The following is a 13,873-nucleotide window of genomic DNA, read 5'->3' as shown; positions in this document are numbered from 1 at the left end:
ATGAGCGATATCACCCTGATCGAACACCTTTCCATCGACAGCCTGACCGAAGCCCTGCAGGACGCCGGCTACCGGGTCAATCGCAGCGAACAGAACGGCGTGGTGCAACTGCTCAGCGCCAGCCAGGGGATCGGCTACGCGGTGCGCTTCGGCAATCCGGCGTCGGTGCCGGCGAGCTACCTCGACTTCACCTTCAGTTGCGCCCTGCGCGTGCAGGGCGAGTTGCCGGCCGGGCTGACCGAGCGCTGGAACCTCAGCCGGCGCTTCGGCCGCCTGTCGCAACAGGGCGAGTTCCTGGTGATGGAGATGGACGTGATCGTCGCCGGCGGCGTCAGCCCGGCCAACCTGCGCAGCCATGTCGAGCTGTGGGACCGCCTGCTGCAGGAGTTCCTCGCCTACCTGCGCGACTACAGCCGCCTGGCCGCCGAGCAACAGGGCGTGGCGCAGGAAGCCGCGCGGTCCGTCGATGGCGAGGCCTGAACCTATGCGGCCGGTTTACCGTTGCGGCGGCCTGGCGCTCGCGCTCGTCATCCTCGCCGGTTGCGGCCAGGACGGGAACGGCGGCGCGGGCCAGGCCCAGGCCGCGCTTGCCAAGCCACCTGCCAGCGGCGCCGCGGAGCCCGCGGTGGCGCGCCTCGGAGCCTTGCAGGTGGCGCCGGACGAACTGAAGGCTCTGCTGGCCGAGGTACCGGCGCAAACCCGTGCGCAACTGGGCGAGAACCGTGAGGCTCTGGAGCGCTGGATGCGTGCGCGGCTCGCCGAGAAGGCGCTCTACGAGCAGGCCAGCGCCCAGGATTGGCAACAGCGACCGGAAGTGAAGACGCTGATCGACGCGGCCACGCGGCAGATCGTCCTGCGCACCTACCTGGAGTCGGTGAGCACGGTGCCCGAGGATTATCCCAGCGATGCCGATCTGCACGACGCCTACGAGGCGAACAAGGCGCAACTGGGGGTGCCGGCGCTGTACCGGGTCAGCCAGATCTTCATCGCCACCGCCACCGCTGGAGGCCCGGCCGAGGCGCGCAAGCGCGCCCAGGAACTCTACCGGCAGGCCGCCGCCGGCGATTTCGCCGAGCTGGCGCGAAAGTATTCCGACGACCCGCAGACCGCGCGCAACGGCGGCGACATCGGTGGACTGCTGGCGCAGGCGCAGCTGCTGCCGGCGATCCGCCCGGCGCTGGAACGGCTCAAGGTGGGCGAAGTATCCGAACCGATCCAGGGCGGCAACGGCTTTCACCTGGTCAAGCTGACCGAGCGTCGCGACCCCCGCCTCGCCAGCCTCGACGAGGTCCGCGAACGCCTGCGCGCCAGCCTGCGCGCGCAACGCCAGGAGCAGATCGCCAAAGCCTACCTGGACGGTCTGGTGAACAACGCCACCCTGAGCATCGATGGCGCGCTGCTTGGCAAGACCCTGGCCGAGCTGCGTTGATGGAGCGCGCGCCGGAGACCGGTCGAGCGCCGCGCGGTAGTCGCTGGCGACACCTGCGTAGTTGGTTGTTCGGCGAACCCGAGCGGGTTCGCGACGAGCGCCAGCGGCTATGGATCGCCTATGCCGCCTGGCTCGGCGAGCAGGTACAGCAGCGTCTCGGCGAGGACGCCGAGGTCGCGCCACGGCTGCAAGCCTACCTGGAGTCGCGGCGCGCGGCGGGGCAATTGCCGAATACCGACATCGACCTGCAAGTCTGGCTCGACGCCAGCGGCTGGATCGTCGGCCTGGCCTGCCTGCGCGCCGATGCCGAACCGATCGACGCCGAACTGCGGCGGGCCCTGATGGATCGCTCGTTGCGTCTGCCGCCGCCGGACCACATGCCGCAGCCGATCGAGCTGCGGATCCGCCTCATGCCTGGACGCTAGCGAGGAAGCATGGCCCTATCGGAGTCCGCCGGGCAGCGCCCGGTACTGCTCAGGCCCGCGCAGGGACGCGACGACCGTGCCTACTGGCACGACTTGTTCGGCTCCCTGGAAGTGGTGCATTTCTTCCTGGTCACCGCCCGCTGCGGCTGCTTCATGCAGGCCGCGCGCAGCCTCGACGTCAAGCCGACGCTGTTGCGCAAGACCCTGGCCCGGCTCGAGGAGCGTCTCGGCCTGCACCTGTTCGTGCACGAGGGCAACGCCCTGTCGCTGACCCGCGAGGGCCGCCTGCTCCAGGCTGCGGGACAGCGCCTGGTCGAGGACAGCCACAGCCATGCCGATCTTCACCGGCAACAGCCGCTGGTGCGCCTGGCGGTGGCCGAGAGCGTGCTGCACGACGTGCTCAGCCGCGAGCTGTGGGGCTACCTGCGCAAGAACGCCAACCTGCGCGTGGCGCTGGCCGAATTGCGCGAAGGCTGGCCGGGCAACGCCGGCCCGGCGGAGATCGCCATCTGGATCGCCGATCCGGACCAGCCGCATCCGATACTGGAAGGCCATGACGCGGCGCCGGCGCGTATCGCCGAGCTGGAGTACCAGCCGCACATCGGCAAGCGCTATTCGCGCGAGCGCACGCGGCCGGCCAGCGAAGACGAGCTGGACGACTACCTGCTGGCGCAGCTCCACGGCCACGCCGCCAGCGCCGCCCTGGCACCCTGGAACCGGCGGGTGGCGGCACGGCAGTCGGGAGTGATCGAGGTACAGAGCCACGATCTGTTGCTACAGGCGATCCTCTGGGGCGCCTGCATCGGCCTGCTGCCGCACTACGCCGGGCGCCTGGAACGCAACCTGGCGGCGTTGCCGCAGGTGTTCGACCAGCCGATGCGGCGCGAGGTCTGGTTGAGCGTGCAGTCGGAGGCGGCGAACCGCACCGAGGTCCGTGCCTTGCTCGATCTGATCGAGCATGCCTTCGACGACCGGCGCGACTGGTTCGGACGCTGACATTGCGGGCTTGACGGCCGCCGCCATAGCCGACACCGTTTCGCCACGGAACGGCTGACGGAAGACACGCGATGACGGAGCGGCATTGGCAGGGCGAGGTCTGGCTGGCGCGGGACCATGCGTTGTTCGCCGGGATCAACGGCGACACCCGCGAGCACGCGCACTATGCCCACCAGTTGCTGCTGGCGCAGACGCCGCTGCGGGTGCGCCTCGCCGGCCAGGTACTGGAGGCCCGGCGCTTGCTGGTGCCCTCGCTGCAAGCCCATCGCGTCGAAGCGTCGCAGTCGTTGCTGGCGCTGTACGTCGAGCCGCTGGCATTCGACAGCGAAGTCCTGGGTCAGCTTCTCGAAGACGCTCCCGGCGAGCCCGAGGCGTTGCTGGGGCGGCTTGCGCGGCTGCCTCGTCGACGACTCGACCGCCGCGTCGAAAAGGCCCTGGAGGCGCTCGACGAGCAACTCGTGGCGCGGGTCGAGGCGGAAAGACTGGCGCGCTGCGCCAGTCTTTCGCTGAGCCAGCTGGAGCGGCTGTTCGCCGTCCAGGTCGGCCTGTCGGTGCGCCGCCTGGTGCTCTGGCGGCGCCTGTACCTGGCCTTCGCCCTGGCCCTGCAGGGGCGCAGCCTGACCGAGGCGGCCCATCACGCCGGCTTCGCCGATGCCGCGCATCTGTCGCGCAGCGTACGCAGCCTGCTCGGCATCCGCGCCGGCCTGTCGCTGCCGCACCTACGCCTGGCCGGTTGAACGCCCCAGTCCTTCCGGCGGCTGCGGGACGCACCTGCTGCGCGGCAGGTCGCGGAATGGCGCGAGCAACTGGCCGGTGTAGTCGCGGGGATAGTCGGGCTGGTCGCCGATGCCCATGTCGGCGCTGTCCAGGCGGTAGCCGGGACGATGGAGTGCGGTGCCGAGCAGGCGGTCCCAGACGCTGAAGAACAGCGCGAAGTTGACGTCGCCGGCGCGCCCGTAGCGGATGTGGTGCAGGCGATGCAGCGGTGCCCAGGCGAACACATGGCGCAACCCGCCGATGCGCATGTCGACGTTGCTGTGTTGCAGCAGCAACTGGATGCCGATGGCGAAGGCGAGCAGCGCGACGACCGTCTGCGGCACGCCGAGCAGCAACAGCGGCAGGGTGCCGCCGAGCGCTTCCAGGCCCAGGTGCAGGGGATGCTTCATCAGCCCGTTGAAACCGTACAGGCGCTGCACGCTATGGTGCACCGCGTGCAGCCGCCAAAGCAGCGCCGAACGGTGGCTGGCGTAGTGCACCAGGGTGATGCCGAGATCGGCGAGGACGATAGCCAGGAGCAGTTGCAGCCACAGCGGCCAGGCCTGCGGCCATACCGGCCAGAAGCCCAGGACTCCGGCCAGCAGCGGCAGGGCGAGGATGCCGAGTGCGTTCAGGCTTTCGTTGACCAATGCGTGCAGGACATCGCGCAGGCGGTCGGCGTGCGGCCGGTTCCAGCGTGGCTGGTAGGGCAGTCGTCGTTCGGCGAGAAAGGACAGGCCGAGCGCCCCCAGGAACAGGGCGACCAGCCAGGCGTGGGAAGCCTGGCGATAGCCGACCTGCCAGACCGCCAGGCCGATGAAGCCGGACCAGAAGAGGGGAGCGTAGGCGTAGCGCAGGAAGAACTGCATGGTGAGACCTCCGGATGAATGAGGTCCCCAGCGTCGCTCGCGGCAGGCCGGCGGCGCTTGAACGAACCGCGCAAGTTCTCAGTCGCGCACCACCAGCGCCTCGCTTCGCATGTTTCCGCGACCCGGCCAGGTCTCGCGGGCCAGCCAGGCCCCGCCGAGACAGACCAGGTTGGCCAGCAGCAGGTAGCCCACCGGCGACAGCGGATTGCCGGTGACGCCGATCAGCCAGGTCACCACGATCTGCGCGGTGCCGCCGAAGGCGGCGACGCCGATCGCGTAGACCAGGGAAAAACCGGTGGAGCGCAGCGCCCGCGGGAAGCTTTCCACCAGCAGTACGATCAGTGCCGCGCCGCTCATGCCATGCAGGGCCGAGAGCAGGGCGAGGACGGCGAGGAAGGTCGACGCCTCGGGATGGCGGGTCATTGCCTGTAGAGCCGGGAACAGCACCGCGAGCAACAGCAGGCGCGGCAGGATCAGCACGGCGCGGCGGCCGTAGCGGTCGCAGAGGATACCGCCGAGCAGCGCCGACAGCGCCAGGGCGGCGCCGGCCACCAGCGTCGAGAGCATCGCGATGCCCGCCGGCAGGTGCAGCTCGGTGAGGGCGAAGGTGGTCATGTAGTTGAGGAAGTACTGGGTGATGGTACTGCCGGAGAGGATCAGCAGGCCGAGCAGTAGGGCCCGCCGATGATTGCCGAACAACTCGCCGAGCAGGCTCCGGGTGCTGGCCTGGCGGCCGCGTCCGGAAAAGGTCTCGGCCAGGTTGAGGCGGATGTACAGGCCGATCGGCAGGACCAGCAGGCCGACCGCGAAGGGAATCCGCCAGCCCCACTGCTGCAGCTGCCGCTCGTCGAGCCAGAGGGTCAGCAGGTAGCCCATCAGCCCGGCGGCGACCGCCGCGATACCTTGCGCCACCACTTGCCAGCAGGCGTAGGTGCCGCGCTTGTGCGGCGGCGCCGCTTCGAGGATGTAGGTGGTCGCCGGGCCGGCTTCGCCGCCCCAGGCCAGGCCCTGCAGCAGGCGGGTCAGCACCAGCAGCAGCGGCGCAGCGAGGCCGATGCTGTCGTAGCCGGGCAGCACGGCTATGCCGCCGGTGCCCAGCGCCATCAGCAGCAGGGTCAGGAGCATCGCCGGCTTGCGCCCGGCGCGGTCGGCGTAGGCGCCGATGAGAATCGCGCCGAGGGGACGGATGACGAAGCCGACGGCGAACGCGGTGACCGACAGCAGCAGGCTGACGAAGGCACTCTCGGAAGGGAAGAAGGTCTGGCCGATCATCACCGCGAAGGTCGCGTAGACCCCGAAGTCGAAGAATTCCACGGCGTTGCCGAGCACCACGGCGAAGACGCTGCGGCGGCTGGCTGGATCGGCGGCCGCCGGGGTTGTGGTGGGGGAGTGCATGGCGAGGCCCTCTCGCAGTGACGACGAAAACACTCGGGCCTGGCGCCGAGCAGCGACCGGCAGCCGATTTCAGTCCGCCGGCGGCCGTGGCCAGGCGCGGATCGGACCGCGCCAGCCTTCGTAGGTCTTGCCGACGCGCAACAGCCAGGTATCGGCGAAGCGCGGCGCGACCAGTTGCAGGCCGATCGGCATGCCGGCGGCCGTGAAGCTGCAGTTTATCGAGAGAGCGGGTTGTTCGCCCATATTCCAGGGCACGGTGAAGACGATGTGCTCGAACGGCCGCTGCGGGTCGTTCAGCGGCGAGGCCCAGTCGGCGGGAAAGGCGCCGACCTGGTTGGTCGGCGTCAGCAGCAGGTCGATCTCGCCGAACAGGCTGGCCGCGCGCCGGCGCATCTCGAAGGTCTGGTTGAAGCCACGTACCGCGTCGACCCCGCTGATCCGCGCGCCGCCCTCGGCCCAGGCATGTATGTAGGGCAGCACCCTGGCCCGGCGGGTTTCGTCCAGACGCAGCAGTTCGCTCCACAAGCGGGCGCGCCAGAAGTCGTCGAGGCCGTCCAGCAGGGCGCGGTCCATCAGCGGCTCGACGACGCGGACCCGCGCGCCCTGTTCCTCGAACAGCCGTGCCGCGGCCTCGACCGCCGCGCGGATCTCCGCGTCCGGTTGCAGGCCGCAGCCGGGGTCGAGCTGCAGGCCGATCTCGAGACCGCGAACCGAGACCGGCTCGGCGCTCCAGTCCAGCGTTTGTGGCGGCAGGCTGGTGGCGTCGCGAGCGTCGGGCTGCGCCAGGTGGCGCATCAGCAGCAGGCAGTCGTCCATGCCACGAGTCATGGGGCCGGCGCAGCGGCCGGTGTAGTAGGGGTCGATGGGAATCCGCCCAAGGCTCGGCTTGAAGCCCACCAGACCGCACCAGCCGGCCGGCAGGCGCACCGAGCCGCCGATGTCGGTGCCCAGGTGCAGCGGCCCGTAGCCGGCTGCCGCGGCGGCAGCGGCGCCGGAGCTGGAGCCGCCGGTGTTGTTGGCCAGGTTCCAGGGGTTGCGGGTGATCCCGTGGAAACTGGAGATACCCGAGGAAAGCATGCCGAAGTCCGGTACCGTGGTCTTGGCCAGGACGATTGCCCCGGCCTCGCGCAGCCGCGCCGCCGGTGGCGCGTCGCGGGGCTCGGGCTGAGCGGCGGTGGCGGCGCTGCCCTGCGGGATCGGCTCGCCGGCGGTGGCGATCAGTTCCTTGATGGTCACCGGCAGTCCGTCCAGCGGGCCCCGCGGTTGCCCTTTGCGCCAGCGCTCGGTGGCCGCCGCGGCCTGTTCGCGGACGCGTTGCGGGTCGAAGCGGTACAGGGCGTTGAGGTGCGGTTCCCAGCGCTGGATGTGCTCCAGCAGATGCTCGTAGTACTCGCTCGGCGACAATTCCCGGCGGGCGAACAGGGCCAGCAGGCGGGCTCCCTCGATATCGTGCAGCGCGCTCATTCAGACTCCCCCGAAGACCGGCCGCGGACGAGGCGCGACCGGCGTGCCCGGAGCCGGGCACGGATTCGAAACATGACGTATCGGGGAGGTATAGCCCATCGCCGGCGATTGTTCCGCCGACGCGGCTCAGCCGTTGCGTTGCTCGATGTAGCGCAGGAAGGCCGGCATGTCGGTGCTGCAGAGGGTCCTGGCGACCCGCTTCACCTCGTCCACGGGCCAGTCCCACCAGGCCGAGGCCAGCAGGGCCTCGCGGACGTCTTCCTCGAAGCGCCAGCGGATCTGCCGGGCCGGGTTGCCGCCGACGATGGCGAACGGTGGCACGTCGCGGGTCACCACCGCGCCGGCGGCGACCACCGCGCCATGGCCGATGGTGACGCCGGAGAGGATCAGCGCGTTGGTGCAGATCCAGCAGTCGCTGCCGATGATCACGTCGCCCCGGGTGGTGGTGCTGTCGGGGATGTCGGCGACCTCGTCGATCATCTTCGGGAAGGGATAGGTGGTGAGCCAGTCGGTGTGATGCTCGCCGCCGAGAAGAATCTTCACGCCGGCTGCGATCGAGGTGTAGGCGCCGATCCGGAGGGTGGACTTGTCGCCGAACTCGGTGACTTCGGGGATCCCATAGGTGCCCACGCCGACCTCGTAGCCGGGATAGGCGAGGCGGATCTTCTCGGGCGCCTTGAAGATCTTTTCCCAGCCACGGAAGTATTTACGCTCTTTGCGTTTTTTCAGTTTTTCCAGGAATCTCATTGGTTTACCTTGCCACCCTGGCAGGCGCGGCGGGCCTCAGGTGGTCTCGTGATGGAGCAGGAAGCGCTTCAGACGGCGGAAGGTGGTGCGGTTCCACTGCCGCAGGGGCAGCGAGCGGAGCAGTTGCCAGGCATGCTTCTTGTCCGATACCACGGCGTATTTCAGGGCCTTGTTGACCAGCTCCGTGCGGCCGCGCTCGTAGGCCGGATGCGACTGGTAGGGCTCGATGGTGCGCAGGTCAGCGTCGAGCAGCACCTTGTAGCGCCGCGACAGGTTGTCGGGGTGGCGCCGGTAGCGGGTGACCAGCACCGGCAGCTTGTGGATCTGGTAGCCCTGGCTGGCGATGCGCAGGGTCATCTGGAAATCCTGGACCTTGATCTGCGGATCGTAGAAGCCGGCGGCGCGCAGGGCTTCCATGCGGTAGAGGGACACCGGGGCGCCGCAGACATAGGCGTTGCCGAGCAGGTAGTCGAAGTCCAGCTGGCGGATGCGGTTGCTGCTCTGCCGCTTGGTTTCCTGGCCTTCGCTGTCGATGTAGATGACCAGGGCGCCGACGCAGCCGACCTCGGGGTGCTGGTCGAGGTACTCGGCGCGTACGCTCAGCGAATGCGGCAGCATGATGTCGTCCAGGTCCGGAGTGGCGACGTAGTCGCCGCGGGCATGCTGCAGGCCGAGGTTCAGCGCGGCGCTGACGCCCTGGTTGCGCTGACGGTAGAGCTGGAAGCCGTAGCTGGCCTGCAGCTGTTCCAGCATGGCATAGCTGGCGTCGGTGGAACCGTCGTCGACGATGATCACTTCGAAATTCGGGTAGTCCTGCGCATAGATGCTCCGCAGGGCTTCTTCCAGGTACTTTTCCGCGTTGAAGCAGGGCGCGACGACGGAGACCAGGGGGGTGTCCGTCGTGCCTGAGGGCTTGCTGGAAGTGGCTTCTTCAATCATGTGTCGTTCTTGTCACTCGTCTTGCACGACGACCGCCCCGGGCGACGCGCCGGTCATGAAGTCCTGCGAATGTTCCAGCGGGCGGTCTTCGGGGCGCTTCCGAGAAATCAGCGGACCCTTCCAGCGGAGGCGCGCTGGCGTCGGAAAGGCTCTGGCATGCATGCCTGGATATCCGGGTATCACGACAATATACCGCCTGGAGCCTGGAGGATATGCCTGTGGAGCCGAGAAAAACCCTCCGGATCATGCTTGCGGGCATCGGGTCTCTGCTCGCAGCCGTTGCCAGTGCTGGTACGGGGCCGGGATATCCGCGGCGCAGAGCAGCGGAATCGCCGCCTCGATCTCCTCCCGCGGCCAGTTCCACCAGGCCATTGCCAGGAGGTGCCGGATATCGCTATCGAAAAAGCGTTTACGAAGCGTCCGCGCCGGGTTGCCGCCGACGATGGCATAGGGGCCACGTCGCGGGTCACCAGCGCGCGGCTGCCGATGATCGCCCCGTGGCCGACCCGCACGCCCGGCATGAACATCGCCTCGGCGCCGATCCAGACGTCGTGCCCGGTCGCCGTGTCGCCCGCCGGCAGGTGACCGTTCTCGGCGTTGGCGAAGGCCGGCTCCTCGTGCATGAAATGGAAGGGAAAGGTCGACGCCCACCCGGCGCGCTGTCCCTGGTTGCCGGCCATGATGAAGGTGGCGCCGCTGCCGATCGAACAGAAGCTGCCGATGACCAGCCTGTCCACGTCGTCGCGGTCCGGCATCAGGTAGCGCGCACAGTCGTCGAAGGAATGCCCGTGATAGTAGCTGTAGCGCCCCGCCCGAATGTTCGGATTGCTGACTTGCTCCGAGAGCAGCTTGCCCCTGAAGCTACTCGCGAAATAATTGCCCATGACCTGGCGTCCGTGTCCGTCGAAGCGCTCAAGGGTAGCCTCTGGCGAGGGGACGGGCCAGCGCGGCGTGACGGCTGGCGGACGGCGCTGGCGCTCAGGTGCCGGCGCTGAACGGCCAGGCCTGGAACGGTTCCGAGTAGTGCCTGCCGTGGCGAAAGGCGAAGGGCAACGCGTTGGCCTGCTGGTGCTGTTCCTCGGTGTCGACATTGAGGCAGAGCATCTGGATGTCCTGTGCCACCAGCAGACGATTGAGGTATTCGATGCTCTTGCGCTGGCGCAGGTTGCGGGTCAGCGGGCCGGGCGCCAGCAGGCGGGCGTCCAGCGCCAGGAAGTCGCAGAGCCCGGCATCGACCTCGGCGAAGCATTGGCGGGCGTCGGTGTCGATGCGCTGTGGATGCAGCGCGATGCGCATGCCGCTGTCGCGCAGACGGGCCAGGGTGGCGAGATATTCCGGCGAGGCGGGGCCCTGCTCGTCGATGGCCAGCAGCAGGCACAGCTCGACCTGGTGCTGCTGCAACTGCCTGGCCGAGGCCAGGAGACGCTCGCAGACTCCGGCATTGCCCAGGCTGCTGGCATGCAGGGGGATGAAGTTCCTGCCCAGCAGTTCGAGGTCGGTGTTGTGCCGGTGGACGCAGAGCAGTCGTGCCAGCAGGTGTTTCACCGCGGCTTCGGCGAGCAATGGCGGGGCGCCGGAGAGGAAGGCCGACAGGTCGACCCGTTGACGGCGTTCGCGCAGGGAGAGCTTGCTGCCGACCAACGCGCCGTTCCTCGCATAGATGCCGTGGGCGAAGAGCTCGAATCCGTCGTTCGCGTCACGGTTGCCGAGGCAAAGCCATTTCAATGGCGGGGGCGTTCTGTCTGTCGCAGTCATAGGTGATGGCTCTATGGGCAAATCTCGCCGAGGCGCACGGACAGTGCCCGTGCACAGGATTGAAGGGGTGTCTAGCGGAGACGGTTCTGCCTCCGGCGAATCAAGGTCTTTCGTCGGAAAGCCCGGTGGGCAGGCAGGGATCGGCTCGGCAATCGGCCGCGAGGGTACTTCCGTGGCCGCCGCCAGGCCTGGCGGCCAGCGGTTTTTTCTCCGGTCTGTGCAGTGGTTCCGCTGTTGCCGTTTTTTCCCGCCGCACGCGTGTTGCGCTGCGCGGCGTCGGCGTCAGCCCGCGCCGATGCTGTCGGTGCAGCCCAGGACAAGCGGTGAAGCCTGTTGCTTGCGCCAGGCGAAGTGGATGCTTCTGGAGTCCAGTCCGACGATCGTAGTGGCATGGAGGTCGCGGTGTTACGGGGGAAACCGGGCGACGAAGCCTCCCGGCGCGCAGGCGAAGAGATCGCCAGGGCGCTGGGCCCGCGTGCCGGGGCGATGAGGCACGGACACCGCGTGAACGCGTTTCTGGGGGCGGCTGGCTACGGGATCGAACTGGTCCAGGAGGATCCCTGTTCGATTGAACGCCGCGACAGGCGCCCGGTTCACCTGGTAGCGTCGAAGGCGGGATGGAAGGCGACCGTTCCCCGGGCCGCCGCTCCAGCGAAGGACTGTGCCTGGAAGAAAGCGGCGGGAACGCCAGGCAGCACCAGGCCGCTTTCCGCGCGGAAGCCGAAGCGGCTGTAGTAGGCCGGTTCACCCAGCACCACGCAACCTTCCGCGTCCAGCGAGCGCAGTTCGGCCAGCAACTGGCGGATCAGCCGCGAGCCGATGCCGCGTCCTTGCCATTCGGGCTCTACCGAGACCGGTGCGAGGCCGTACCAGCCGCCCGGTGTGCCGTCGATGGTCACCGGTGAGGCGGCGACATGGCCGAACAGTTCTCCGTTGCCCTCGGCGACCAGCGATAGTGTCAGCGAGCCGGCACGACGGAGGGCGGCGACGATGAACTGCTCGGTATGGCTGGCATGCGCAGCCCGGCGGAACGCGGCTTCGGTCAGGCGGGCGATGGCATCGATGTCGGCGGTGGTCTCCGCACGGATGGAGATGTTCATGCGTGTACTCCTCGGGCATGGCCCCGGCCTTCTCCTGGCCAGGGCGGTGGAGAAGAATGGGACTCAGCGATTGTCCGCCTGCGGGCGCACGGCTTTCAGTCCGGCCATCGAGATACGGTAGGGCCGGCCCAGGCTGGAGTGGATCAGGCGCTGGCTCTTCAGCCTGGCGAACACCGCCAGGGTACAGTCGAGCAGGAGATGGCCGTCGCGGTTGTAGCATTCGACCTGGGTGACCTTGCCCGAGGCGTCGCGGAAGAAAGCGATATGGCCACCCTGGGCCAAGGCGTGGAGGGTCCGTTGTTCCGGCTTGGAAACGTTCATGTCGGGAGAACCTGTAGTCATCGATATGGCAACGCGCCCGCACGGCGCGAACAGGCGCATGCGGACCATGGCGAAGGCAGATAACCGGCGACACCTCGTGCAAGGCGACGAAGCGGCGGTTATCGGATGACTACTATCTCCAGCATGCAAGCCTCGGAACGGGGAGGGGCAGTCACGGAGGTGACTATGGGGCGACAGTCTAGCCGAGCGGACGAGGCGACGACAAGGCAATGGCTGCGTCGTCATGCCGCTGTCCCGGGATCATCGATTTGTGAGGGCGTTCGTCCTCTCCCGCGGTGACTCGCGGTTCCATTGCCAACCAGGCCGGGAGGCTGCCATGCGCCGCAGCATGCTGGCGCTGCTCCCTCTCCAGGCCTGTCGCCGCCGCGACGAGAGACGGCCCGCATCTGGTCGAGGCGGGGGGGTGACCGGCAGGTTTTGGCTAAACCCGGGCAACCGCGGCGGCGGATCGTCAACCGAGCCGCGTTGTGCAACAACGGTGTGCCCAGATTCAGTGCCGCCGCAGCGAGTTCCGGATGGATGGACACGGTAGCGGGCCGATCGGCAGCCGTGTGTCACCGAAGGCACATTGGTTGAAATCGGTATCGAACGGAAATGAGGAGGTTTTTCGGAGAGTTTTTCCTACAGAAATTTACTAGAAACTTGTCGCGGTAAATCGTGAATTAGCGCTGAGCGGAGGGACCTGTCGGGTGTGGGGCCGGTCGGTACTTTTCGTCATGTAGGAATTGCCTGATATCGGGCTTTAGGGGTGAACGTTGCGGGCTACCCTGTTCGCATACCTGAAAAGTTGTCGGCGTAATCTCTGCGCTTTTCAGGCGAGGTTTCGTCGTGTTGAAGTTGTTGGTCGTGGTTGCTTTCCTTTTCATCGGCGGAGGTATGGCCATGGGAGCGCCCGAGGAGGCGCAAGAGGTCAGCGAAGTCCCGGTCCATCGGATCGATGAGCTGACTCTGATGTACCTGACCCACGAGGTCTACCTGGATCCCTACGTTTCCTGCCGGCCGAAGGTTCTGGGCAAACGCTCGTACGTCGCCTGCTGGAACGAAACCTACTCGGGCCGCTCCCCTCTGAATTTCTGGGAATACGCCGAAGGCGACTTCCTGGCCCTCAACGCCCCCGCGCGGGCACTGGCGCAGGGGCGGTTCGCCAGTGAGAAGCATATCGGCGAAGTGCCGTTGCCGCTGCCCCTGGATATCGACCTGGACCAGCTGGAGCGGGTGTATTTGCTGATGATGTAGGCTGTCCGTTGTCGGTCTATGCCCGCCTTGCCAGGTGGCATGAGACGCCACTGCCATTGCGAGCGCGTCATGGCAGCTTCTCGGACATGGAGGACATGTGCTACCGGAGCGCTTCCTGAATCGACGTCCTTTTATCGAGCTTTCAGGGATCCGGTGCCGTGATAGGTGCGGCTGATAAATATTCTGATACGACATGGCAGCGCGCATCTTGGCAAATGCTCATGATCGTTGAGGACACCTCATGCGAATCTGTCCAAGAGAGTATTGTCCGAGGTGAGTTAGGCTGAATCCGTCCATGTCCTTGGTTCAGCCTCTGATCAAACGTCCGCCTGGGGGAACGTGTCTGCGTAGTTCGCGGCAATCGCCAGGAGGAGGTTGTTGCCCCGCTGGCCTGTCGGGGTACCAGATCCGGCATTCTCC

General features: G+C 67.5%; 14 protein-coding genes and 1 pseudogene. 6 read left to right on the top strand and 9 right to left on the bottom strand.

The genetic code is table 11. The features are described 5' to 3' along the window. The 5 genes from B7D75_RS21790 (at position 1) to B7D75_RS21770 (ending at position 3,587) form a co-directional block, all read left to right on the top strand. Complete coding sequence (locus tag B7D75_RS21790; protein WP_012077075.1) at positions 1 to 480, top strand: YbjN domain-containing protein; 480 nt, start codon at positions 1 to 3, stop codon at positions 478 to 480. A gap of 4 nt (positions 481 to 484) precedes the next feature. Further along, a complete protein-coding gene (locus B7D75_RS21785) occupies positions 485 to 1,429 on the top strand; it encodes a peptidylprolyl isomerase (protein ID WP_079383441.1) in 945 nt (314 codons plus the stop codon). After that, positions 1,429 to 1,854 carry a hypothetical protein gene (locus B7D75_RS21780; protein WP_012077073.1) on the top strand — a complete coding sequence of 142 codons (426 nt, stop codon included), beginning with the start codon at positions 1,429 to 1,431 and terminating at the stop codon, positions 1,852 to 1,854. The genes B7D75_RS21785 and B7D75_RS21780 overlap by 1 nt, the downstream gene beginning before the upstream one ends. 9 nt (positions 1,855 to 1,863) lie before the next feature. Further along, entirely contained in the window at positions 1,864 to 2,850 is a 987-nt protein-coding gene (locus tag B7D75_RS21775; RefSeq protein ID WP_003157526.1) for a LysR family transcriptional regulator, read from the top strand. A gap of 71 nt (positions 2,851 to 2,921) precedes the next feature. Beyond that, entirely contained in the window at positions 2,922 to 3,587 is a 666-nt protein-coding gene (locus tag B7D75_RS21770) for a helix-turn-helix transcriptional regulator (protein WP_034079128.1), read from the top strand. Here the strand turns inward: B7D75_RS21770 and B7D75_RS21765 are convergent. The 9 genes and pseudogenes from B7D75_RS21765 to B7D75_RS21725 form a co-directional block, all read right to left on the bottom strand. After that, positions 3,570 to 4,475: a sterol desaturase family protein gene (locus B7D75_RS21765; RefSeq protein ID WP_034079130.1), complete on the bottom strand. Its 906-nt coding sequence runs from the start codon at positions 4,473 to 4,475 to the stop codon at positions 3,570 to 3,572. The two genes, B7D75_RS21770 and B7D75_RS21765, sit on opposite strands and share 18 nt — an antisense overlap. Positions 4,476 to 4,553: 78 nt before the next feature. Further along, positions 4,554 to 5,870, bottom strand: coding sequence for an MFS transporter (locus tag B7D75_RS21760; protein WP_107114418.1), 1,317 nt, complete (start codon positions 5,868 to 5,870; stop codon positions 4,554 to 4,556). Positions 5,871 to 5,939: 69 nt separating this feature from the next. Continuing rightward, on the bottom strand, positions 5,940 to 7,334 hold the full coding sequence (locus tag B7D75_RS21755) for an amidase (RefSeq protein WP_107114417.1): 1,395 nt from the start codon (positions 7,332 to 7,334) through the stop codon (positions 5,940 to 5,942). Between the two features lie 126 nt (positions 7,335 to 7,460). After that, complete coding sequence (locus B7D75_RS21750) at positions 7,461 to 8,081, bottom strand: CatB-related O-acetyltransferase (RefSeq protein WP_003148467.1); 621 nt, start codon at positions 8,079 to 8,081, stop codon at positions 7,461 to 7,463. 36 nt (positions 8,082 to 8,117) lie between these two features. Next, positions 8,118 to 9,020 carry a glycosyltransferase family 2 protein gene (locus tag B7D75_RS21745; RefSeq protein ID WP_053817687.1) on the bottom strand — a complete coding sequence of 301 codons (903 nt, stop codon included), beginning with the start codon at positions 9,018 to 9,020 and terminating at the stop codon, positions 8,118 to 8,120. A gap of 243 nt (positions 9,021 to 9,263) precedes the next feature. Then, positions 9,264 to 9,904: pseudogene (gene catB / locus B7D75_RS21740) on the bottom strand (type B chloramphenicol O-acetyltransferase). 94 nt (positions 9,905 to 9,998) lie between these two features. Beyond that, complete coding sequence (gene toxR / locus B7D75_RS21735; RefSeq protein WP_033996868.1) at positions 9,999 to 10,775, bottom strand: toxA transcriptional regulator ToxR; 777 nt, start codon at positions 10,773 to 10,775, stop codon at positions 9,999 to 10,001. Between the two features lie 593 nt (positions 10,776 to 11,368). Beyond that, a complete protein-coding gene (locus B7D75_RS21730; RefSeq protein WP_034079143.1) occupies positions 11,369 to 11,875 on the bottom strand; it encodes a GNAT family N-acetyltransferase in 507 nt (168 codons plus the stop codon). Between the two features lie 63 nt (positions 11,876 to 11,938). Then, positions 11,939 to 12,196, bottom strand: a complete 258-nt coding sequence (locus B7D75_RS21725; protein WP_034079146.1) for a YjhX family toxin — start codon at positions 12,194 to 12,196, stop codon at positions 11,939 to 11,941. An 849-nt stretch (positions 12,197 to 13,045) separates the two neighbouring features. Here B7D75_RS21725 and B7D75_RS21720 point away from each other — a divergent pair. Further along, positions 13,046 to 13,453 (top strand): hypothetical protein, encoded by a 408-nt coding sequence (locus tag B7D75_RS21720; RefSeq protein WP_034079147.1) that lies wholly within the window; start codon positions 13,046 to 13,048, stop codon positions 13,451 to 13,453. Positions 13,454 to 13,873: the final 420 nt, after the last annotated feature.

It is taken from the genome of Pseudomonas paraeruginosa (assembly GCF_003025345.2).
GTDB classification, from domain to species: Bacteria; Pseudomonadota; Gammaproteobacteria; order Pseudomonadales; family Pseudomonadaceae; genus Pseudomonas; species Pseudomonas paraeruginosa.
This window is presented reverse-complemented; position numbering and strand designations above follow the sequence as displayed.